Genomic DNA, 23,873 nt, shown 5'->3' on the forward strand with positions numbered 1-23,873 from the left:
ATGGGCGAAACTATGTATTGTATGCTGAAAATAACGTCTTTTTATTGCATTTCATGCTAAAATAAACTCATTAGAATCGGGATAGGGGGCATGTCCATGACACCATCGTTTTTGGCATACGAGCAGGGATATGCGATCCATGTGAACGAACCTGGAGATTCACTTTTTTACCATCTGGATTATGATGAACGCTCTCATGAACTGAATATGGAGTTTCAGCATTTTCATGATTTCTATGAAATCTGTATTCTTCTGGATCGCACGGCTGCACATATCATTGAAGGCAGTTTGTACGAGATTCAGCCGAATGATATCGTTCTGCTGAGACCCTCTTTACTGCACAAAACGCAATATCCCAAGGGAGTGCCACCCAAACGCTTAATGATTACCTTTGCCATGCCGCGCAATACACCCGGTCTTGAGAACGGTTACACAGAACTGTTTTCGATCTTTGATGAACCAATCCCGATATTCCGATTTACAGAAGAGCGGCGCCAGGCGGTAATGGCTCCTTTAAACGAAATCTTTGCTCTATCGCAGAATCCCTCCGTACTTCATTCGGTTGCAATTCATAGCAAATTCGTTGAGTTTCTCTGTACAATCCATCGATACTCAGCGGAGAATAGCTACGTTCGTGAAGAGACAGGTTCGTCTATGTCGCAGCGGATGTATGCCATTGCATCGTATATTCACAGCCATTATCAGAATGAGCTGTCACTTGAAGAGATCTCCAAACGGTTTTTCGTGAGTGCCCATCATCTATCCCGTCAGTTCAACAGAGTCACAGGCTTTACGTTCACCGAGTATATTCAGATGACCCGAATTCGCAACGCCCAACAAATGCTCCTGAACTCTACCAAAAAAATTACCGATATTGCGGCACAGTGCGGCTTCGCCAGCTTTTCGCAATTCAATCGCATCTTCAATAAACTCAATGGCATGTCACCGAGTACCTATCGCCGAAGCAGACAATGGCAGAGCGAGCGTGAAGTGATATCCTTGGGTAGACCTGAGCGCTGACTGAAGACAAAGATGATATGGAGATATCCGTATAGTAAAGATGTGCTGCATGAATGGCGACTGCCAAATAAAATGGAAGATATAAAAAAAGGCAAACCCTCTGAGTTACAAAGGGAATGCCTTGTTCCTTCTATATAAAGATACGTCTACCTGGAGATGGTCCTCCTGGCCAGACTCACACACTCTCTCATGTGCCTGTATGACGGCTACTCTTATACTTGACCCTTCGGCGCCAGCTCAATAGCGGAGCGGATGGCAGCCAGCATACTTTTATCATCGGCGATGTTTTTGCCAGCGATATCGAAGGCTGTACCGTGGTCGACAGACGTACGGATGATACCGCCTTTCAGGCCAACGGTGATGTTTACGCCTTCCTCGATGCCCATCACTTTGATCGGCGCATGGCCTTGGTCGTGATAGCAGGCTACGACGATATCGAAGTCACCGCGACCAGCGCGGAAGAAGAGTGTGTCCGCCGGGAGTGGACCAACGACGTTAATGCCTTCCTTCTGCGCACGATCAATGCCGGGCTGCAGCTTCTCTTCTTCTTCTCCGTTGCCGAACAAACCGTTCTCTCCGGCATGAGGATTGATTCCGCATACGGCAATGCGCGGATTCTCAAAGCCTGCTTTTTTCAGCGTATCATGAGCAAGCTTCACGACGGTGTAGGTTCTTTCCGGATTAATACTCGCAATGGCATCGATCAGACCCATGTGTGTTGTCAGGTGAATGACTCTCAGATTAGGCGTTGTCAGCATCATTGAGAAGTCCTGCGTATCCGTCAGGTCAGCCAGAATTTCGGTATGCCCCGGATACAGGTGTCCTCCTTGATGCAAAGCTTCTTTGTTCAAAGGCGCGGTACAGATGGAGTGAATTTGCTGCTTTTTGGCAAGGTCAATGGCTTTGGCGAGAAACTGAAATGCTGCATCTCCAGCCACGGCAGATACTTTACCGTATTCCAGATCGGCAGGAACAAGATTCAGATCAATCACATCCACAGTACCGAATTCATACTTGGCTTCGGAAGGCTCTTGAATAGCGTTGACGTTCAGACTTGAGCCGATGACTGGCAACACACGCTCCAGAATCTTCGCATCACCGATAACGAGTGGGTTGCACTGATCGTACATCTCTTGATGACCCAGTGCTTTCATAATAATCTCCGGTCCAATACCTGCTGCGTCGCCCATTGTAATTCCAATTGTAGGTTTCATACGAGAATACCCCCTTTTAATTTTTGAATCGCATGGATAAAGACATCGGGTTTGCCGAATCCGCCTGCTTTGGTAATCACATGCAGATCATCAATCCCTATAAACTTGGAGATCGGCACACCGATTTCAAGCTCATCCAGCAGCTCGAAGCCGCTAATATTCCATTTCAGACAGATTTGTTTTGCCGTATCGCCACCAGTCATAGACACCCCCTTGAAAAGTCCCTCTTCCAGCAGTCTGGCACAGATCTCACCCATCGCGAGTACGATTTCATTGCTGACTTCCGTGTGATTGAGACCGCGAATTTCGCCCGTTGCCCGTGCCAGTTCGATATCCACCTGTTCAGCGGTGGAGTAGAGGACAACATCTTGTCCTTCCAGCGCTTTGGATCTTACCTCTGCATACACACGTTCCATTTCCTCAGCTCGGTCTGCTGATGCAGACACAGCCTTGAAGGAGTGGAAAGAAACGGATGCAATCTTAGATTGGCGCAGCAAGCGATACAACTGCTCGCGGGAGTTTTTATTTACGCTGCCAACCACCGTTAGAATCGGACCGGGATTCTCCGGTATCGTGAGTTCGGCGGACTTGGATTCAAGCTCGTAGTGAGCAGGGAGGTAGTTGGCAATGCCAGCAGACCCCGCCCAGGCAAAGGTATAATCCAGCCCGCGAGTCATCTGCAAGATCATCTCCAGTTGCCGTTCTTCTGTGGAATCTACGAGTACATATGGAATGTTATTTTGCTTAAACTGTTCTAGTTTCAATTGAATATGGTCTTGGCTAACCTCCAGATCAGCAACCGTAATTTCGCCCACCTCATAATTCGTCTGCTGTTTCAGCAGGTCCGGAAGGTAGGAAAGAGTTACGGGGGTCTTCGGATCATTCGCAATCTCGGTTTCCGCGAGCGGAATGCCGTTAAGATAATGAACACCCTTTAGAATGGTACGGTTATTCTTCGGATAGCCCGGAGCGATCATCATAAAGTCCGGTTTTACGACATCATATACAGCATCAATCTCGATACCGATATTTCCACGCATGGTGGAGTCCATTTTTTTGAAAATCGTCTCAAATCCATTGTTCTTCAGCAATTCAGCAGCACGATATACACGGTCATACGCTTCCTGCGGGGATATGGAACGACTATCTGTATCAAAGACGACGGCATCGTAACGCGTAAGAGGCTCCTCATCCATATTAAAAAGAACACTGGTCTTCAAGCCATGACGGGCAAGCTGCACCCCGCTGTCATTGGCACCGGTCAAATCATCTGCAATAATGGCTAATTTCATGCAGTCATCCCTCCTTTGTAAGCACAATTTAGTAAAAGTCCGTTCAGATCATCCATTAAGCATAGATTGAGCACATTAAATCAGGTGAAAACCATTTATATGGTTGGTCGTTGATTGTATTTCTCGACTCCGCCTGATTTCTCCAATCGTTTGGAGAGGAACCCGATGAAGATCGGTAGCAGGATGGCCGTAGTAACAACACTCGCGGCAATCTGTACTGTTGCAATCTCAGCAATAGGTCCAAATGAAGCATTAGCAGCCACGATGGCAGCAGGTGTACCTACGGCATTTCCGGCTGTTGAACCTTCGGAGGCACCAACGATGGGATTCCAGCCGATGGCTTTAAAGAGCAGGAAACCGATTCCGCCTGTGAGAAGCACGGTCAGAACACCAAGCATGATTCCACCAAGTCCACCTTGGATAATCGATGAGAAGTTAATTCCCATACCCAGTGAGAATGCGAAGAACGGAACAAGTTTGTCACTGCCTTTGTGCAGCCACTCCGCCAGATTGCGGTCCAGATTACCAATAATGACACCAACGATGAGCGGAAGCAATACAGCAACGAATGCCATAGGAGAGAACATGCCATTGGCGAAGCCCATCGCACCGAAGATGGAGAGCGCTACCATGGTTAGGAATGGACCATCGCTAAGCGCGAGGAACGGATAGGCTGCTTTGTCATCTTCTTTACCGTATTGACCAGCGAGTGCAATGTACAAACCGCCGTTGGAGTTGGTCATTGCAGCAATAATGGCAAGTGGGGCCAGACCCAGGAATAACCCGCTTGAGTCGGCAAACAAAATGGCAACGAGACCAAGTGCTGCACCGATCGCCCACTTGACGACAAGCAAGGTAACACCCTTGCCGACGGATGAACCTGCTGTTTTGAACGTAATCTGTGTACCCGCAATCAACAGGAACAGTGCAATCAACGTACTGGAACTGTTAACGAAGAGAGCTTCCGTGAATCCGCCAATGCGCAGGGCATTTGGGAAGAATGTATTAATGGTAGCACCAAGTAGCAGGGGAACGACCATCATACCGCCAGGGATGCGATCTAAAGTTGCTTTAATGTTCATAGTAGTAGCTCCTTATGAAGTAATCGTTTTTATGAAGCGCTTGCAGGGAATATGTTATCCCATATCGTTTAATATAGCAACAATAAATTATTGTAAATTTTAAATTCATACTTAACTGTTTAAAAATGCAACACATAAAGGCGATAAAAAAAGACGCAAACTTAAAGTTAATCTTTAAGTTTACGCCATAATGTGGCCCGGTTAATCCCCAGACGCTCTGCAGCCTTCGATTGATTATTATTTTCCTCCTGAAGCACGAACTGAATAACTTCCTTTTCGATGTCCTTCAGAGTTCCATTCAACTTCATTTGGCTTGAAACAGGTTGCTGATCCAGCAAGCGGGACAAGGTAGCCGTGGTAATTACATAATCCTGTTCATTAAGTGCAGCCTGCTTGATCAAATGCTTCAACTGGTTGACGTTCATATGTGTGATCTGATCCCGGATCAGCTGTAGTGCATCTTCTTTTATCCTCACCGCAGTAGTTCCGTATTTCTGGTAGTAACCCGTTAGGAAATGCTGCATCAGTGGAGCCAGATCCTCTGGTCTATCCGCAAGATTTGGCATCATGATCGTATTAAGCTTCAGGTCGAGAGACCACTGTGGGTTCAAGGTCTGTTCCCCGAGTATAAACACCCCAATCTGGTTTTGAAGGCAGCTCTGGATAAAGGCGAGCAACTCAGGATCTTCCATACGTGTTTCCATGTGGTTAATCTCTACATTTCTAACCTTGGCGAGTGGTATCTTGTGCAAATGACCGGGCGGAACTTGCGAGAGATCCATCTGTAATAAGAGTCCGCCACCGGAGTACATCTGATGAATATGTTTGACCAGAAAAGATTTACCGGAATCTGCTTCGCCCCGCAGATAGATCGGTTCATGATTCTCGTAAAGTGCTCGAATGTTCTGTAATACCGCCTGCATGGCAGGGGATTCGGCAACGATAGGCTCCATCGATGCGTCCGTAAACGTTGTTATGCCGAATTGTGCAAAGGCATAGGGTTGTCCTTTTTCCAGCATATATACCTTGTATTTCTTGTTGTCCAGAGTCGTTTCATAGGCATTAACCGTGAGCTGGTAATCGTCCACCATGAACACATTCTGGATCTGGGATTGATGGAACTCCAGACTGGTGTTGGTCAGATATATGTGATTATCGGTCAGTGGATTTTGCTCAAAATCGGTCAGGTTCTCGAATACGACTTCATTCCGTTCATTTAAAATAAGAAAATTCGGATGTTCCCGTGTAACCAGGTCATTCAGTATGATCGATATCGCATGATTTTTGCTCAAATAACGGTAGACCAGCTGCGCATCCTCCAACGCTCTAAGGATGGATTCCTGGCCGGATTGGATCAACAATCCCTCCAGACCATAGGTCTTCGCGGTGTTGACGGTGATCACATCTCCGACAATCTGTCGGTACCCGGAAGCTTTCAACTCCAAGAGTAATCGTGCCACATCTTCCGAGCTATGTATGGTATAGACCTTGAGGGGCAGATCCATCAGATCAATAATCGATTGTGCACCAGAGGTGATGTTGGAGAAGCCAACAATGGCTGTTTGGCCGTTAAATTGGCTTGCCAGTGTAAGTGAACGAATCATATCATAGCCCGATAACTGCACATCAATGACGGGAATGGTCACTGCTTTTTTAATGAGTTGGGCCGTTCCGCCGCGGCTAATGATAATCTCTGCACCGTTTTTCTCAGCTCGAGTTGCTAATTCCACACCGTTTGCCAAGTCTCCCACGTCCGTCTGAATGGTTAACTGGGGAAAGCGAGGAATGCACTCTTGTATAATAGGAATCATCGATTCGTAGGGAGCGATAAAGTGAACTCGTGTACGCATAATTTTCCTGCCTTTTATAGAAATCATTGATCCCCTTATTATAGCCAACTTGCGGAGGAATGGCACCTTTAAGGGGAACCAACACGGTCATGTCTGCAAAATGCCTAATTGGTATGTCGCCATAACTCATTGAGTTGAATGTGATGAAGTGCACTGAATCGAACCGTTATCTATTTCAAAATTAATGGATAATTGCACACGATAAGTGCGGAGAAATGAGGAGATTTCATATGGGAGACATTCATAAAGTAGCTGAGCCGGATCACATCATTAAGGATGTTGTCGGAAAGTTCCCGTGCAGGGTGCTGTGGAGTGAAGGCCGTCCATGTCTGGAGTATCAGAGGGAAGAGGATGTGGCGTTAATAACCGAATATGTCCTTAAAACGTATAACGTTGAATTATTGGATGTATTTTTCACAGCGGTGGAGAGTCTTCCGGTTGAGCCGTAGATCAGGTAATGATTTATTAGAGCGCGATGAGAAAAGGATTAGATCTCATATAACTTCCAAAGTACATGGTAAAATAAATAAAAGTGTATTTCATGTTGGAGGAGAACCAATGAGAATTGTGTTAAAGAGATTGGGATATGGTGCCTTGGCAATATTGGGTGTCATAATATTGTTCATTGTAATTAGTTTCACGAATCATACGATTAAACTCAAAAGTGAGTTGAGTATTCTGTCGCCGCCAGGTGCGATGGTTAACGTGAATAATCACCAAATGCATGTCTATACAGAAGGTTCAGGGTCACAGACGCTAGTCTTTCTGTCAGGTGGGGGTACATCCGCTCCTGTATTGGATTTCAAGGCACTTTACTCCAGATTGTCTGAACAATACAAAATTGCTGTAGTTGAGAAGGCAGGTTACGGCTTCAGTGAAACGGCCAAGGTGTCACGAGATATCGATACGATATTGGAAGAAACCAGAGCAGCTCTGACTTTGGCAGGCCAGAATCCACCGTATGTGTTGTTTCCACATTCCATGTCAGGCATTGAAGCATTATATTGGGCACAACAGTATCCAACCGAAGTGAAGGCAATCATTGGATTGGACCCTACTATTCCAGAGGTATATGAAGCATATCCTTTGCCCTCGGGAGGCATGATGAGTCTGACAGGTTTGGGAGCACGAATAGGGATTACACGCTTTTTCCCCGGGATTGTGGATTCATCCGCTGCGATTAAGGAGAATCACCTGTCTCCGCAGGAAGAGGAACTTTACCGGGCGCTATTCTACAAGAATACGCAGACATCGAATATGAATGATGAAGTCAACATAATTAAACAGAATGCAGCAAAAGTTGCCACACAGGGAATTCCGGATGTGCCGATGTATTTTTTCATATCTAATGGTGAAGAGTTACCGCTTGAGAATTGGCAAACGTACCTAATACGTTATATCGAGTCTGTGAAGAAGGGACAATATCAGGTTTTAAATGGTGGTCATTACTTACATAATACGGATCCAGATCGGATTGCAGAGGAAAGTGCGCTATTCATCAAAGGACTGTGATCTAGGAAGAAAGATACTCAGAATTAGGAGAGGATTTTTGGATTATGAGGTGACACTATAAGTGCTCGTCTTTTCTTATATTGCGTTGTTATAGTATGGATTTGGATCGTAATAACTCCACTTGCAATCGTGAAATGTGAAACGTATGTCGCCGTATTCATGTATTATAGTATACATATGAACTTTTCGGAGGAGGAACAAGTCATGGGAATCTTATCGAGGTTTAGAGACGTGATGAAGGCCAATGTGAACCACATGCTGTCGCGGGCGGAAGACCCGGAGAAGAGTGTGAATGAGTATATGCGCAGCCTGAGCAGTGATCTGGGTCAGGTAAAAGCGGAGACGGCAGCGGTGCTGTCAGATGAGAGCCGGGCGAAGCGAGCATTGGATGAGTGTAGTGCCGAGGTCAAAAAGTTACAGCGGTATGCGGAGAAATCAGCGGAGTCGGGAGACGAAGACAAGGCACGTGGTTTTCTGGAGAAGAAAGTGAAGCTGGCTGACAAATTGAACGAATTGCAGGCTGCTTATGAACGGGCTTCCGCCAAAGCCAAGATGATGAAGCATATGAATGATAAACTGGTTGCCGATCTGGGGCAACTGGAAGCGCGGCATACAGAACTGAAAGGTCGAATGGCAGATGCGAGAGCGCAGCAACAGGCCAATGAACGGAAAGCATCTACGGGCAGAGCTGATGCCGCATTGAAGGCCATGGAAGATAAGGCGAACCAGGCGCTGAACGAAGCAGAGGCTTTGGCGGAACTACGCGCTGGAGCACAGGAAGATGATTTGGACGAATTAATTGCCCAGTTGGAGAGAGACATGAACGCGGATGCGGGTAATAATGAGAGTACGTCGCCAAGTGCGGAGGAAGAACTCGCAGCGATCCAGGAGAAGCTGAAGAATAAGTAATACGTTATACCATTTCGTTAACATTGAGGTGAGCAGATGCCGGTAATCGAATATAAATGTCCGAACTGCGGCAGTGGCATGATCTTTGACAGTGTGTCAGGTGCATTATCCTGTCCCAGCTGCGGCCGCCAAGACAACATAGAGCAGATCCCAGATCCGTTGAAGAGACAAGTGTTCACGGAAAATGAGGTCAAGGAATACCACTGTAATAGCTGCGGAGCTGACATTGTGACAGAGCCGGAGACCAGTGCGACGACATGCAGTTTCTGCGGTGCAGCGGTTGTACTCAGTGATCGGCTGACGGGCAATCTGGCCCCTGCGATGGTGATTCCCTTTTCCATTAACAAGGATCAAGCCAAGCAGGCTTTCAAAAAGTGGTGCAAAAACGGCCTCTTAACGCCAAGTGGATTCATGTCCGCCGATCGGATTCAGAGCATTACCGGCATGTACGTGCCGTTCTGGTTGTACGAGTTACATAACAAAATCGAAGTGCATGGTCGTGGCACCAAGGTCAGATCCTATACCCAGGGTGACTACCATTACACGGAAACACAGCATTTCGATATATACCGCCGAATTCGGCTGAATTACGTGAATCTGCCCATTGATGCATCGGAGAAAATGAAGGATGAACTGATGGATAAGCTCGAGCCTTTTCCATATAATCAGTTGAAATTGTTCAAGACCCCGTATCTGGCGGGGTATATTGCGGAAAAATACAGTTATACAGACGAGGAACTTTTTCCACGGGCCAAGGATAAAACGAGATCGTACATTGATTCTTATATTGCTTCAACCGTATCCGGTTATAGCAGCGTGAGCTACACGGACAAACAGATTGATACCACGCTCAAACATGCGGACTATGTGCTGCTCCCGGTGTGGATGGTCAACTATGACTATAATCGTGCACAGTATACCTTTGCCATGAATGGTCAGACAGGTAAAGTGGTCGGCAAACCACCGATCAGCAAAGCCAAAGTGGCCGGATGGTTCGCAGGAGTCTCTGCGGTCTCGTTGCTGTCACTGAAGCTGGTTTCCTGGATGATGGGAGGTGGATTCTTATGAGAAAAAGAACCCCTTTGGCCGTGATGGCTACGCTCATTTTACTTATGATCACCCTTGTTGCTCCGTTGATTCCCATGTCATCGGCATCCGCAGCGGAGAGCAAAAATCTCATCTACGATGAGGCCAACCTGCTGAGTGAGCAGGAGATAAGTGAACTGAATCTACTTGCGAATCAGTATGGCGCGGAACGGCAGACGGACTTTGTTATCTATACAACGAATAATGTTGAGAATAAGGATGTTATGCTCCTAACTGAGGATTTTTATGATGAGCAGGGGTTAGGATACGATAAGAAATTTGGTAATGCTGTCATATTGACGATGGATATGAATAATCGCGAAGTGTATCTGGCTGGATTTTATAAGGCAAAAGAATATCTGAATGATCAGCGGCTTGATGCTATCCGTACCCGAATTACCTCTGAATTGTCCAGTGGAGATTATAAACTCGCATTTGAGAAATACATTGAGCTCTCTTACAAATATATGGGGTATGAACCCGGTGTGAATCCGAACAATATTTTGTTCAACGGCTGGTTTCAGTTAGGAGTATCTGTGGTTCTTGGCGGTATTGTTGTTGGTATGATGACCTATCGTTCCGGTGGGCGTGTCACGGTCAATCGTGCGACTTATGAGGATTCAAGCAATTCCAGTGTAATTGATCGTCAGGATCGTTACATCCGTACAACCGTAACCAAGCGCAAAATCGAGAAGAACAATAACAATGGTGGCGGAGGCGGCGGTGGAGGTACCTCACGAGGCGGTCATTCACACAGTGGAAGTAGAGGGTCGTTTTAGTAACGGAGTATGCGGATTACGTTAAATAGAAGGGATGCGAACGAGTATGGGATTTTTCAGAAATCAATTTTCGAATGTGGTGGAATGGGAAGAGTTCAGAGATGACATGATATTTTGGAAATGGAGTAACCGGGAGATTAAGAAGGGGAGTAAACTCATTATCCGTTCCGGTCAGGACGCCATTTTCCTGAATAACGGTAAAGTGGAAGGCATTTTCGAGGACGAAGGATCATTCAATATCGATTCGGAGATCATTCCGTTTCTTTCTACCTTAAAAGGATTCAAATTTGGATTCAACAGCGGCATGCGGGTCGAAGTACTATTTGTAAATACGAAAGAGTTCACCGTGCGCTGGGGCACGCAAAGCCCTGTATTGATTCCAACACCACAACTCCCGGGTGGGATGCCGATTCGGGCCAACGGAACATTTAATTTCAAAGTAAGTGACTATGTGACCCTGATCGATAAGATTGCAGGCATCAAGCAGAGTTATCTGGTGGAGGATGTCAAAATCCGAATCACTTCCGTGCTGGATCAGCTTCTAATGAAGTGGATTAGCCGCGAAGGGAAGGATATGTTCAATCTGCAGGCCAATGCATCGGATATTGCCAAAGGTATTCAGGAAGATCTGGATATGCAGATGATGGATATCGGCATTGGGATTACCGGTTTCCAGGTGATGAGCTTCAATTATCCGAAAGAGATTCAAGATATGATTACAAAGACCGCTTCGCATGAGATGATTGGTAATCTGCAAAAGTATCAGCAGGTCAGCATGACAGACGGCATCTCATCCGGTAAAGTGCAGGGCGGCGGCGCGGCCTCGGATATGGCTGGTATGATGATGGGTATGAACATGGCCAATGAAATGATGAAAAACATGAACCAGAACCAAGGCCAGAATCAGAACAACAATGCCAATTCGTCTTCGAATCAAAATAACGACCAGAAGCCAGCGGGAAATAGCAACGGTGATTCAGGTAACTCAGAAGGCAACAAGAAGCCAAACTTCTGCCCGAACTGTGGAGCCAAAAATGAAGGAGCCAACTTCTGTCCAAATTGTGGTCAAAAGCTGGGCTAATCAAATAAATACATGTAGGGCTAGGTTCGTAGTAAGTGAAATTACTGCGGAGCTAGCCCTTTTTTTTGTGGAGTGCATAGTTGAAGCAATATGACACAGAGCGGGAAGCAAGTTCATTTAATTTAGTTTAGATAAAAGAGTTGACAACCGATCACAAATCATTTATCTTTAACTTAAGATATTTAATTTAAATATAAATAACAGCCAAGAACAAATATCTTTAATCCATTATATGAGGAGAGATCAAGATGATGATCCCAACATTGACCAGAATAAATGAACTTTCAAGAAAAGCCAAAGAGGGCGGATTGACGGAGATGGAGAAAGAGGAACAGGCTCGTCTTCGCAAGGAATATCTGCAAACTTTTCGCGGTTCGGTCAACGACATTCTGCTGAATGCAACCATCTATGATCCAAACGGCGATGACGTGACTCCTGATAAATTGAAACAAGAACAGGCCAATCAAAATAACGACTAGCATATTATTCGCTAGACCATATATCTTAATTTAAAGATAATACAAACTAACTATAAATCAACTAACTAACTCAAATATCTCTAACACCTAATTAATTTAAAACATGCTTACCAAACCAAGGAGGAATTAATCATGACTATTCAAACAGCAGGTATTCACCATATTACAGCTTTCGCAGGCGATCCACAGGCCAACGTTGATTTTTATGCCGGAGTTCTGGGACTTCGTCTCGTGAAAAAAACAATCAACTTCGATGCACCTGATGTATATCATCTGTATTTTGGCGATGAACACGGAAGCCCAGGTACCATCATTACCTTCTTCCCATCGGCTGGATCACCACGGGGCAAAATTGGCGGAGGTCAGGTCGGCATCACTTCCTATGTCATTCCTCCTGGGTCGATTGGCTTCTGGCAGAACCGGTTGGAACAGTATAACATTGAGGTAACCAAAACAAGTCGCTTCAATGAAGAGCTGCTTCAATTCGAAGATAGCGAAGGCCTGCGGCTTGAGCTTGTTGAACGGGAAGAAGGAGCAACCAGCACTTGGGCGCATGAAGGAATTCCAACCGATAAAGCGATCAAAGGCTTCGGCGGCGCTGTCCTGTTCAGTGTTAATCCGCAAAGAACGATGGATGCTCTTGAGAAAATCATGGGATTTGTCAGAGTGAGTGAAAATGAAGAGTATGCTCGTTTCCGGTCCAGCGGGGATATCGGTAATGTCGTAGATGTTCCAGTGACCCGTATACCTCTGGGTATGGGCGGCGCAGGAACCGTGCACCATATTGCATGGCGCGCAAAAGATGATGAGGAGCATGCACAGTGGAGCGAAGCTGTACGTGATTACGGGTACCAACCGACTCCAGTCCGGGATCGTCAGTACTTTAACGCAATTTACTTCAGAGAAGCTGGTGGCATTCTGTTCGAAATTGCTACAGATCCTCCGGGCTTTGCCAAAGATGAACCTGCTGATTCGCTTGGACAAAAACTGATGCTGCCTGAGTGGTTTGAGAAATACCGTCCACAAATTGAGGACAATCTGCAACCGATTGTTGTAAGAACGCTCGTACCTGCTACAGCTGCGAATTAATAAGAGTTCTATTACTATATAGGTTGAACTATCTATTTGCACAATAACGGAGAGGACAGAAAAAACCTGAAAAAGCGAAGCGTTCGCCTTTATCCCCGGATTTTCCCTTAGGAAAAGGGAATCAAAACAATCTGGGGATAACAGCGATTGGAGGGTTATTCTGTCATCGGAGTGTATGTGTGAATCATCTTTAGTTCAACTTATATAGCTGACGTTAGATTATGAGAATAACCAAAGGAGCATTGAAGGATGATGGAGAAAAAGGTTACCTGGCTGGAGCTGTTCTACGATCTGCTCTTTGTAGCAGCGGTCTCCAAAGCGGGCCATGTCTTGTTGCATGCCGAACACGGAGTAATTACGTTTGAATATTTAATGAAATTTGTGCTTATCTTTATCCCTGTTTGGTGGGCATGGGTCGGTCAGACCTTGTTTATTAACCGCTATGGTCAGGACATCCTGATCCATCGAATATTCCTCATCCTTCAGCTTCTGTCCGTGATGGTCATGACGGCTAGCCTCTCTACCCATTTTGACCAATACTACCTGTCCTTCTTCATCGGGTATATCGGTTCACGGGCATTTACGGCGATTCAGTATCTGACGGCTCACAAGTCAAAAGGCGAGCATCAACAGCAAGCCGCTCGTTATTTGGGCATCTGTTTCCTTATTGGGATATTAATCTCATCAGGTTCACTGTTTTTCGATTCATGGTTACGCTACTTGATTCTGTATGTGGGGATTGCGGTAGACATTGTGCTTCCGCTGATCGGTCGGAAAAATCTGGTGAAAGTACCGGTTCAGACCCATCACTTGTTGGAACGCTTCGCACTCTTTACACTTATCCTGCTGGGTGAATCGGTGGTAAGCATTATCGCTGTGCTGCAAGCCGATCATTGGGATATGAAATCGATTTTGTTTGCCGCCTTTACGTCCATATTTGTCATTGCGATGTGGTGGCAGTACTTCGACAACGTGGAGAAAAAGGTCAGTAAAGAGATTCAGACTGCCGGGCAAGCGATCATATACGGCCATCTATTCATCTACATCTCCATGAGTATGATCGCCGCGTCCATTCAGCTGTTGTATCAGAATCAGTTGAACTATGTGTTCATGATAGGGTTTGTATTTGGATCAGCGCTACTGTATTTCTTGTCAACCTCACTTGTGTTCCATCGTTACAGACACGCACATCTACGACTCGGCCCGCGTCATCTGGCGGTGATGGTAGGACTACTGGTGGCATTTGTACTGGTGGATCTGGTCTATCGAGTTCCAAGCTATGTCATCATGGGCGAAGACATGTTGTTCTTCCTGGTGTATGCGAAACTTACGACTTGATATATCAAAGGAATTCTATAACCTTCTAGGTAGCAAAACAAACTAAATAAACGTTTTCCAGTAGTATACCGGAGAACGTTTATTTAGTTTATACCTGAAATCGATCCCAGATGAGCCACCATTAATAGTTATCTGATGATTCAGTGATGGTGATAGCAGTAGAGGCTGTTACTTGTGTATCGGGTCTTAAGGTTTTTAAAGTCTTAACAATGGGTATGGGTCCTTTTTGACCATCAATGAAAGTAGTGCCCGAATTTTTTTGTGTTATCGGTTCGATAAGAAACGTTCTTGCTACATATGTTCCTTCCACTATTTTATCTATTCCAAGATGGATATAGGCATTGTGATAGACATCAAATATCAATAGGGCACAATTAATATTATTAACAGGTTGAGTGTAGTAAACGACTTGTGTTGAAGACATAAGTAGCTTGGGAATGAGATGGAAATTAACTAATTTACTTTTTACACTATTGAATCCACCCTTGTTTTTCTTCTTTAAATCTTCAAACGTAATTATACCGTTCATTACACCATTGAAACCTGGCATGCCCCTATATTTTGAAGCTGCGCGTTCCTTCAAAGTTTTATTGACAATACTTTGTAAGCCTACAAGGTGACAGAAGTTTTCTTTGTTAAAATCTAAGTGAAGTATGGAGCCATCTTCCAAATGGTATGTAAATCGATAAGGTAATAGATAGCTGATGTAGTAGTCGAGAAGCAATTTTAGGTTAATCTGATCTATTCTTGGTTTTACATCTAGTGAGTGTAAGTCCTGGACATGTGATATCCTTTCGAGCATATAGGTTCCCTCACAATTTCTATTTACAAACTAAAAAAGACGCTAGGTAGATAGAACCCGCGCCTTCACAATTACAATATGGTGGCGACTAAAAGCTCTGTTCCGCGTCTTATTTAAAGTCCACCGCGGAGTGGAACTAGGGGTCGCCTTCCCCAGTGACCCTAAGGGTCCAAATATAGTATATTCCGTATTACCATGTGTTATGCAACTAACTACTCTGTTCCGCATCTTATTTAAAGTCCACTGCGGAGTGGAACCAAGAGTTGCAGCCCTGGTGAGCGTATTGCGCTCCTAATTTGTATATATCACTAGTATACCACAATAGCCTTGTAGTTCAACGAAATAGGAGGCTTTATCCATACGTTTATCAAATTTAATTTTTTATATTATGCTTAAATTATTGTATTCTCAACGAATAATTGTTTGAATGAGCGTATTCTTATATCATGGAACCGCGTAATTGTGTCTACAACTTTTTACGTCAGGGTAATTTCTTCTCAAAAGCACAAATCTAATTTAATTTCTCCGATAGAATCTGTTAATATGAGACTATGTACAAGTGAATCTACCAGATCATAGAATATCTTTTTTTATAAAATGAGTGTACGTTTTGTTAGTTCATTTTATATATAGCCATTCGTAGATATGGGGATGACAATCAGGAGGGAAATCATTGAGCACACATCAAATCGGAGTTCCATTGGAAGGGTTTGCAGAGTTTAGTCGTACGGTTGCCGCAGAAGGAGCCGTTTTACTCAGAAATGAAGGCCAAGTGCTTCCACTTCGCGAAAACGAAAACGTTTCAGTTTTTGGACGAATTCAAGTCAATTATTATCGCAGTGGTACGGGTTCAGGCGGTAGTGTCCATGTGGCCTACACAACAAATCTGCTGGATGGTCTTCGCAGCAAAAAGAATATTACTGTTAATGAAGAGCTTGCAGCTGTCTATGAGAAGTGGATTGAGGAAAATCCATTTGATGATGGCGGAAAAGTATGGGCGGCCGAGCCATGGAATCAGAAAGAAATGCCTTTGACGGATGAACTGGTTGCACAGGCCAGAAGTAAGTCTAGCAAAGCCATTATCGTGATTGGACGTACAGCGGGGGAAGATCAGGATAATGCGGATGCGGCAGGAAGTTACCAACTGACAGAAGATGAGAAAGCGATGTTGAAGCAAGTTACTTCGCAATTTGAACACACAATTGTTGTGCTGAATGTCTCGAATATCATCGACATGAGCTGGTTAAACGAAACGTATCTACATCCGATCCAAGGCGTAATTTACTCCTGGCATGGCGGTATGGAGGGTGGTAACGCGATTGCTGATGTGCTGGCGGGCGACGTTACACCAAGCGGTAAACTGACAGATACGATTGCATATTCCATTGAAGATTACCCTTCGACAAGCAACTACGGCAATGAGTTCAAGAACCTGTATCAGGAAGATATCTATGTAGGTTATCGTTATTTCGAAACGTTTCGACCTGAGCGTGTTCAGTTTGAATTCGGTTACGGCCTGTCTTATACGACGTTTTTGGCTCAGCACGAAGAAGCAAAATCAGTAACCAAAGATGGCGAAACCTACATCGAAGTTCGTGTCAATGTGACCAACTCCGGTACAACATATGCGGGCAAAGAGGTTGTGCAAGTCTATTATGAAGCACCACAAGGCAAACTGGGACAACCGGTGAAGGTTTTAGTGGATTTTGGAAAAACAGGATTGTTGCAGCCGGGCGAGTCAGAACTTTTGACGATCAGCTTCCCGATCCATGCCATGGCATCTTACGATGATGCAGGTGTTACAGGTCTTGCTTCCGCATACGTATTGGAAGAAGGCACATACCGACTGCATGTAGGAACGAGTGTGAAACAAGTGCAGCATATCAGCATTGATGGCCAGGATGGATATGTGATTGAATCCCTTCAATTGGTGGAGCAATTGCAAGAAGCGATGGCCCCAACTGAAGATTTTACACGTATGAAACCAGGTACGCGCAAGGAAGATGGATCGTATGAACTGACTTATGCAGAAGTACCGAAACGTAAGATATCCATGGCAAACCGGATCGAGCAGAATCTCCCGCAAACGCTGGAGCAGACAGGTAACCAGGGCCACAAGCTGAGTGACGTTAAGGCTGGAAAAGTGAGTCTGGAAGCCTTCATCGCTCAACTGAGCGATCAGGATCTGGCGGCAATTATCCGTGGCGAAGGCATGAGCAGCCCGCTCGTTACTTCGGGAACGGCATCTGCATTTGGTGGTGTCAGCGACAGCCTGTTTAACTACGGTATTCCGGTAGCATGTACGGCAGATGGCCCGTCCGGTATTCGTATGGATAGTGGCGAAAAGGCAACACAGGTATCCATTGGTACGTTGCTTGCGGCGACATGGAACAAGGATCTTGTTGAAGAGTTGTATGTGATGGAAGGACAGGAATTGCTAAGAAATCAGGTGGATACCCTGCTCGGACCTGGACTCAATATCCGCCGGAGCCCGCTTAATGGCCGGAACTTTGAGTACTTCTCCGAAGATCCACTGATCTCGGGTGTATTTGCCGCAGCATGTACGAAAGGTATCATGAAGGGTGGTTCCAATGCCACACTGAAACACTTTGCCTGCAACAACCAGGAGAAACACCGCAGTAAAGTAGATGCTGTTGTGTCCGAACGTGCACTGCGTGAAATTTACCTGAAAGGGTTCGAAATCGCTGTAAAAGAAGGCGGAGCAAACTCCATCATGACCTCCTACAACCCGGTTAACGGACACTGGGCAGCATCAAACTACGACCTGAACACCACGATTTTGCGTGGCGAATGGAATTTCGAGGGAATCGTAATGACCGACTGGTGGGCGATTATGAATGATGTGACCGAAGGTGGAGAAGCTGATCGCAAATACACCAACTGGATGATTCGTGCGCAGAATGATCTCTACATGGTTGTACCGAACTACGGCGCAGAGATTAATGGCTGGGACGATAACACGATTGAATCCTTGGAAAATGGAACACTCACGCGCGGAGAGCTGCAACGCTCGGCGATCAACATCTGCAAGTTCATCATGAATGCACCGGTGTCCGGCAGAAAACACGAGATAGTGGAGAACGTCGCTTCGTTCCAAGCGAATGCATCCCTATCTGTTGCACAAGCTCAGGCACTGGTTGAGAACGCACAGGTGAAACCTGAAGTAGCTGAACCCGTCTACATGAAAGTGGACGAGGCCGGCCATTATCGGATTATCGTACAGATCATGTCCCCTGAGCCGGAACTCGCTCAAAGTGCATGTAACCTGCTCCTGAATGACCAGTTGGTAACCACCATTCAAACGAATGGTACGGAAGGTAAATGGATCAGACAGAAACTTGTTAAAGTAGATCTTGAAGCAGGACTGTATGAATTGAAACTGGACTTCACGAAACCAGGCCTCCAGATTGACTGGATCGAATTCAAGCAGGTGTAGAAGATAATAGGAAATATCAGGTGGTAAGAGCAATCGAAAGGTTGTTCTGTCATCCAAAGCAGAATACGTGGGTATATGACAAAGGACACTGTACGCAGGTGTCCTTTGTTGTAACACAGAATAGCTACTGTTATGATAGTGTTATGAGATTCGTAGTTCTGAACAATGGGGTCAGGGGTGTTGCGAGGAATGAGAAATTATAATTTTTTGAGTCCAATTCTGCTGGTTGTGGTGGCGCTGATTGTAAGAGGCCTGGTGACTAACCTGGGAGTTCTTTTCGGACTATCACAAGAAGTGGCGAGTAATATTGCCATGATAGCCATGATTATTGCTGCACTGATTATGTTTAATCGAATGACGAAGGCTCGGCGTAGAAAATAGAAAAAGCTCGGATAACCAGAAGGTTATCCAAGACACGAAGACATCCTCCGGGTGTCTTTTTTGTATTGACGTTATGATCCTAACGTTTTAGACTATTGCTAATAAATGATAACATTATAAATAACAAAAATAACAAAATTAAAAACAGGTAAGGTATTGATGTTCGTTGCACTCTCTATTTGCCAGCCTCCCCCATTCCGATCCCAAAGGAGAACCCATTCATGAAGATCATTGCCCACAAACAATATATCTTTCAGGAAGGTCAGCCTATTCGGATTGCGTTCCGGGAAGCTGACCGTCGCCCATAATGATGAAGAAGGACCGCAGGAGCGCTGATGAAGCGTTCAGTCGGTCCTTTATGTCATGGATCAAGCTGTGTGCAGTTCGAGAGATGTGTATCGATACGGGTTAACGGTTCTGGAATAATCTACGATGAAGTGAAGGGAGCGACCTTATGGAAAGACAGCCTGTATTGGAAGTCATTGCTGTGAATGTGGAAGATGCCAGAGCAGCTGAGGAGGGAGGGGCTGATCGGATTGAGCTGGTGTCTGCGATGTCTGAAGGAGGACTTACCCCCAGTTATGGCGTCATGGAGCATGTGGTGTCCCAGGTATCCATTCCGGTGTATGTCATGATCCGTCCCCATAGCCGCTCGTTCCGCTATAGCGCAGATGACATCCACGCCATGACCAGGGATGTACGCGTGGCGAGGGAACTTGGAGCCGCTGGCATCGTGATCGGCGCTCTTACAGGAGCTGGTGAAGTCGACCTCATATCCTTGCAATTATGTATGGCCGAAGCTCAGGGTTTGGGCGTTACGTTTCATCGTGCAATTGATGTGAGCACAAGCTTGACTGAGGCGCTCAAGGCTATTAACACATTGGGCAACGTGGAGCGTGTTCTTACATCGGGAGGGAAACAGACAGCGCCTGAAGCCATACTGGAACTGAAACAACTTCAGCAATTGGGGCAAACCTTGAACATCGCTGTCATGGCAGGGTCGGGGGTCACCATAGAGGGAATTCAAACGCTAGTGAGTCAGACGGGTATCACGGAAATCCATATGGGATCAGGCGTGAGGTACAAAGGCAGCTTTAATTATCCCATTGATCCACATTTGGTTGAAGAAGCCCAGCAGCAGTTATTGCTTGCATCACAGCCATTCATGGACAGTAGTGAACTGAGTAGCGGTCCAAGCAAGGGTGGTCCAATGATATAGGGATGCGCTAAATAAAAGGAGTGATACGCCATGAATTATGAACTGCAATCAGCCGAATGGATTAAGTCCGCAGCACAGGTCAGCCCATCCGAACGCCAGCTGAGATGGCAGGAGATGGAGTTCTACGCGTTTATTCATTTTACGGTAAATACATTTACGGATCAGGAATGGGGCACTGGGGAGGAAGACCCGGCGATTTTCAATCCTTCTGAACTGAGCGCAACGCAATGGGTGCAGGCGTGCAAGGTTGCGGGGATGAAGGGGCTGATTCTGACATGTAAGCATCATGATGGATTTTGTTTGTGGCCAAGTCAGTTTACACCGCATACGGTCGCGGCTAGTCCGTGGAGGAATGGTACGGGGGATTTGGTTCAGGAAGTCGCCGATGCCTGCCGTGAGGGCGGGTTGAAGTTTGGCGTGTACCTGTCTCCTTGGGATCGGCATGAAGCCTCCTACGGGGATTCCGAGAGGTATAACGAGTTTTTCCTCCAACAGTTGCGCGAGCTGCTTACGAACTATGGCGACATCTTCTGTGTATGGTTTGATGGTGCGTGTGGTGAGGGTCCGAATGGCAAAAGGCAGGTTTATGACTGGGATGCCTATTATGCGCTTATTCGTGAACTCCAGCCCGAAGCTGTCATCTCGGTATGCGGCCCGGATGTTCGCTGGTGCGGTAATGAGGCGGGGCATACGCGGGATTCGGAATGGAGCGTCGTGCCAGCGCATATGCAGGATAATGAGAAGATTCAGGAGCAATCGCAACAGGTGGATGATGGTGAGTTTGCCACAAGGATCAATACGCAGGACAGTGATTTGGGAAGCCGAGAGGTCATTCGTTCCCAAGGTGAGCAACTGATCTGGTACCCTGCCGAGGTGAATACCTCAATTCGCCCGGGATGGTTCTATCATGCCAGTGAAGATGATCAGGTCAAAACATTGGAAGAACTGCTCGCCGTCTATTACGGCGCAGTTGGGGGCAATGCCACCTTTTTACTCAATCTGCCACCGGATACGCGTGGTCTCATTCACGAAACGGATGTACAGCGACTACAGGAACTGGGAGATTCGCTACGTACCATTTTCCGGGAAAATTTCGCCTTGCAGGCGCTGGTAAAAGCATCAGAGACGATGGATGAACAACATGCCGTATCGGAGGTGCTGATAGAACGCCGGGCTACGTATTGGTGCCCCCTTGAAGGAACGGAGCAGGCTTGGATTGAGCTGGATTTGCAGGAAGAAAGATCATTTGACCGAGTGGTGCTGATGGAACATATCCAGACAGGCCAACGCATTGAGCGTTTTACACTGGAGTCACAGAGGGAAGATGGTGGTTGGGAAGCATTCTACACGGGGACGGTGGTGGGCTACAAGCGAATTTGCTGTTTCCCACAGGTCACATCCAGAAGGATGCGATTAACCATTCATGAATCCAGATGGTACCCTACGTTGTCCGGGTTAGGCATATATATGAGTGAACGGGGAGGGCTGTTACATGCCGGTACTGACGTATAAAGGTTCACAATTCATCTATGGTGACGAGCCCATTCGGATTTTATCGGGTGCCATCCATTATTTCAGAGTGGTCCCCGACTATTGGGAGGATCGGTTACTCAAGTTGAAAGCCTGCGGTTTCAATACGGTGGAAACGTATGTGCCGTGGAATGTTCATGAGCCGCAGCCGGGGCAGTATTGTTTTGAAGGCATAGCTGATCTGGAACGTTTTATTCGCATTGCGGGAGATGTGGGTCTGCATGTGATTGTTCGCCCAAGTCCTTATATATGTGCCGAGTGGGAGTTTGGCGGATTACCTGCCTGGCTGCTTGCTGATGATGAGATTCGTCTGCGGTGTAATGACGCAAAATTTCTGGCGAATGTGGATCGTTATTATGATGTGCTTTTGCCCAAATTAAAACCCCTTCTTAGTACCCAAGGCGGGCCGATCATTGCAATGCAGATTGAAAATGAGTACGGCAGCTTCGGGAACGACGCGAGTTACCTGCAATATTTACGTGATGGCATGGTGGAGCGCGGTGTGGATGTGTTGTTATTTACCTCGGACGGACCGACAGACCACATGCTGCAAGCGGGATCAGTGACAGGGCATCTGGCTACAGTCAATTTTGGTTCAGGGACGGAAGGAGCGTTCGCCAAACTGCGTGAATATCAGACGGACGAACCTTTGATGTGCATGGAGTACTGGAACGGCTGGTTCGACCACTGGGGAGAGTCACATCATACCCGAGAAGCCGCAGATGTGGCTGGTGTGTTTGAAGAGATGCTTCGAGCGGGAGCTTCAGTTAACTTTTATATGTTCCACGGTGGAACAAACTTCGGGTTTTACAACGGGGCGAACTGTCAGCAGAAGGATCAATATGAACCGACGATTACAAGTTACGACTACGATTCACTGCTTAGTGAATCTGGGGAGCCGACAGCAAAATTCCATGCCGTACGTGATCTTATTGCTCGGTATAGCAATGAAGATCTGGGTGAGCTTGTGCTACCTAAATCGAAGGGGACTATCGCCTATGGGCGAGTGGAGTTGAACCAGCAGGCGCCATTACTGGCGCAGTTGGACCGGATATCAGCCCCGGTGCAGCGTACGAATCCGGAACCGATGGAGAAGCTGGGTCAAGATTATGGCTTTATTTGTTATCAGACCCGGATATCCGGGCCCAGGGAGCGACAGGAACTAGTGGTTCAGGAGGTGCGTGACCGTGCGCTTGTGTTTGTGGATGGGCAATTTCAGGGCGTTCTGGAACGGGGGAATACAGCAGTGTCGATTTCCTTTGAAGTGCCGCCAGGGGGCGTAGATCTATTGATCCTTGTTGAAAATATGGGGCGAATCAACTATGGCCCGTACCTGAGAGATCCGAAGGGCATTACGGAGGGGGTGCGACATGGCTTTCAATTTTTATATGATTGGACGATTCATTGTCTGCCGTTAACTGATCTGTCGGGTTTACAATTCAGCGATGCAATTAGCGAAGCACAGGGGCCTGCTTTTTATCGGGGGAATTTTCAGATCACGGATGTAAGAGATACTTTTCTGCGATTGGATAACTGGACTAAGGGAGTTGTATTTGTAAACGGATTCAATCTGGGGCGCTACTGGGATAAAGGACCGCAAAAAACATTGTATGTACCTGCCCCGCTCCTTCGTGAAGGTGAGAATGAAATTGTGATATTCGAGCTTCATCAGACGACTGATCTGGCCGTAACGTTTGTAGATATACCGGATTTGGGCTAGGAAAAGGAAAATAGGTGAGCCAAACGATTATTG

General features: G+C 46.2%; 20 protein-coding genes. 15 read left to right on the forward strand and 5 right to left on the reverse strand.

Annotation, left to right across the window (positions count from 1 at the left end):
• Nucleotides 1-96: 96 nt before the first annotated feature.
• The gene (locus MHI06_RS01000) at nt 97-1,020 is read left to right on the forward strand and encodes a helix-turn-helix domain-containing protein (RefSeq protein ID WP_340400120.1); all 924 of its coding nucleotides are present in this window, start codon (nt 97-99) and stop codon (nt 1,018-1,020) included.
• Nucleotides 1,021-1,232: 212 nt separating this feature from the next.
• On the opposite strand, the gene pdxA is transcribed toward MHI06_RS01000, so the two are convergent.
• The 4 genes from pdxA to MHI06_RS01020 all read right to left on the reverse strand — a co-directional run bounded on the left by pdxA (nt 1,233) and on the right by MHI06_RS01020 (nt 6,458).
• The gene (gene pdxA / locus MHI06_RS01005; RefSeq protein WP_340400121.1) at nt 1,233-2,234 is read right to left on the reverse strand and encodes a 4-hydroxythreonine-4-phosphate dehydrogenase PdxA; all 1,002 of its coding nucleotides are present in this window, start codon (nt 2,232-2,234) and stop codon (nt 1,233-1,235) included.
• Nucleotides 2,231-3,526: a four-carbon acid sugar kinase family protein gene (locus tag MHI06_RS01010; RefSeq protein WP_340400122.1), complete on the reverse strand. Its 1,296-nt coding sequence runs from the start codon at nt 3,524-3,526 to the stop codon at nt 2,231-2,233. Before MHI06_RS01010 ends, pdxA begins: the two co-directional genes overlap by 4 nt.
• A gap of 95 nt (nt 3,527-3,621) precedes the next feature.
• Complete coding sequence (locus MHI06_RS01015) at nt 3,622-4,608, reverse strand: 2-keto-3-deoxygluconate permease (RefSeq protein ID WP_340400123.1); 987 nt, start codon at nt 4,606-4,608, stop codon at nt 3,622-3,624.
• A 167-nt stretch (nt 4,609-4,775) separates the two neighbouring features.
• Nucleotides 4,776-6,458: a PrpR N-terminal domain-containing protein gene (locus MHI06_RS01020; RefSeq protein WP_340400124.1), complete on the reverse strand. Its 1,683-nt coding sequence runs from the start codon at nt 6,456-6,458 to the stop codon at nt 4,776-4,778.
• Between the two features lie 230 nt (nt 6,459-6,688).
• On the opposite strand from MHI06_RS01020, the gene MHI06_RS01025 reads away from it, so the two are divergent.
• The 9 genes from MHI06_RS01025 (at nt 6,689) to MHI06_RS01065 (ending at nt 14,731) form a co-directional block, all read left to right on the forward strand.
• Complete coding sequence (locus MHI06_RS01025; protein ID WP_340400125.1) at nt 6,689-6,907, forward strand: hypothetical protein; 219 nt, start codon at nt 6,689-6,691, stop codon at nt 6,905-6,907.
• Nucleotides 6,908-7,016: 109 nt separating this feature from the next.
• Nucleotides 7,017-7,970 carry an alpha/beta hydrolase gene (locus MHI06_RS01030; protein ID WP_340400126.1) on the forward strand — a complete coding sequence of 318 codons (954 nt, stop codon included), beginning with the start codon at nt 7,017-7,019 and terminating at the stop codon, nt 7,968-7,970.
• Between the two features lie 204 nt (nt 7,971-8,174).
• Nucleotides 8,175-8,879 (forward strand): PspA/IM30 family protein, encoded by a 705-nt coding sequence (locus MHI06_RS01035; protein ID WP_340400127.1) that lies wholly within the window; start codon nt 8,175-8,177, stop codon nt 8,877-8,879.
• Nucleotides 8,880-8,915: 36 nt separating this feature from the next.
• On the forward strand, nt 8,916-9,947 hold the full coding sequence (locus tag MHI06_RS01040) for a TFIIB-type zinc ribbon-containing protein (RefSeq protein WP_264934806.1): 1,032 nt from the start codon (nt 8,916-8,918) through the stop codon (nt 9,945-9,947).
• Between the two features lie 44 nt (nt 9,948-9,991).
• Nucleotides 9,992-10,744: a TPM domain-containing protein gene (locus tag MHI06_RS01045; protein ID WP_340402027.1), complete on the forward strand. Its 753-nt coding sequence runs from the start codon at nt 9,992-9,994 to the stop codon at nt 10,742-10,744.
• A 46-nt stretch (nt 10,745-10,790) separates the two neighbouring features.
• The gene (locus MHI06_RS01050; protein WP_340400128.1) at nt 10,791-11,825 is read left to right on the forward strand and encodes an SPFH domain-containing protein; all 1,035 of its coding nucleotides are present in this window, start codon (nt 10,791-10,793) and stop codon (nt 11,823-11,825) included.
• 251 nt (nt 11,826-12,076) lie between these two features.
• Complete coding sequence (locus tag MHI06_RS01055) at nt 12,077-12,304, forward strand: DUF896 domain-containing protein (protein WP_076333539.1); 228 nt, start codon at nt 12,077-12,079, stop codon at nt 12,302-12,304.
• A 132-nt stretch (nt 12,305-12,436) separates the two neighbouring features.
• Nucleotides 12,437-13,393: a ring-cleaving dioxygenase gene (locus MHI06_RS01060; protein ID WP_076333492.1), complete on the forward strand. Its 957-nt coding sequence runs from the start codon at nt 12,437-12,439 to the stop codon at nt 13,391-13,393.
• Nucleotides 13,394-13,642: 249 nt separating this feature from the next.
• Entirely contained in the window at nt 13,643-14,731 is a 1,089-nt protein-coding gene (locus MHI06_RS01065; RefSeq protein WP_340400129.1) for a low temperature requirement protein A, read from the forward strand.
• Between the two features lie 121 nt (nt 14,732-14,852).
• On the opposite strand, the gene MHI06_RS01070 is transcribed toward MHI06_RS01065, so the two are convergent.
• On the reverse strand, nt 14,853-15,533 hold the full coding sequence (locus MHI06_RS01070) for a PBECR4 domain-containing protein (protein WP_340400130.1): 681 nt from the start codon (nt 15,531-15,533) through the stop codon (nt 14,853-14,855).
• Nucleotides 15,534-16,206: 673 nt separating this feature from the next.
• Between MHI06_RS01070 and MHI06_RS01075 the strand changes: the two genes are divergently transcribed.
• The 5 genes from MHI06_RS01075 to MHI06_RS01095 all read left to right on the forward strand — a co-directional run bounded on the left by MHI06_RS01075 (nt 16,207) and on the right by MHI06_RS01095 (nt 23,840).
• Nucleotides 16,207-18,990 (forward strand): glycoside hydrolase family 3 C-terminal domain-containing protein, encoded by a 2,784-nt coding sequence (locus tag MHI06_RS01075; protein WP_340400131.1) that lies wholly within the window; start codon nt 16,207-16,209, stop codon nt 18,988-18,990.
• 189 nt (nt 18,991-19,179) lie between these two features.
• Nucleotides 19,180-19,371: a hypothetical protein gene (locus MHI06_RS01080; protein WP_017691199.1), complete on the forward strand. Its 192-nt coding sequence runs from the start codon at nt 19,180-19,182 to the stop codon at nt 19,369-19,371.
• A gap of 454 nt (nt 19,372-19,825) precedes the next feature.
• Nucleotides 19,826-20,590, forward strand: coding sequence for a copper homeostasis protein CutC (locus MHI06_RS01085; RefSeq protein ID WP_340400132.1), 765 nt, complete (start codon nt 19,826-19,828; stop codon nt 20,588-20,590).
• 30 nt (nt 20,591-20,620) lie between these two features.
• Nucleotides 20,621-22,102, forward strand: coding sequence for an alpha-L-fucosidase (locus tag MHI06_RS01090; protein WP_340400133.1), 1,482 nt, complete (start codon nt 20,621-20,623; stop codon nt 22,100-22,102).
• Entirely contained in the window at nt 22,083-23,840 is a 1,758-nt protein-coding gene (locus MHI06_RS01095) for a beta-galactosidase (RefSeq protein ID WP_340400134.1), read from the forward strand. Before MHI06_RS01090 ends, MHI06_RS01095 begins: the two co-directional genes overlap by 20 nt.
• The last annotated feature ends 33 nt before the right edge of the window (nt 23,841-23,873 follow it).

This window comes from Paenibacillus sp. FSL H8-0079 (assembly GCF_037991315.1).
Taxonomy (GTDB): Bacteria; Bacillota; Bacilli; order Paenibacillales; family Paenibacillaceae; genus Paenibacillus.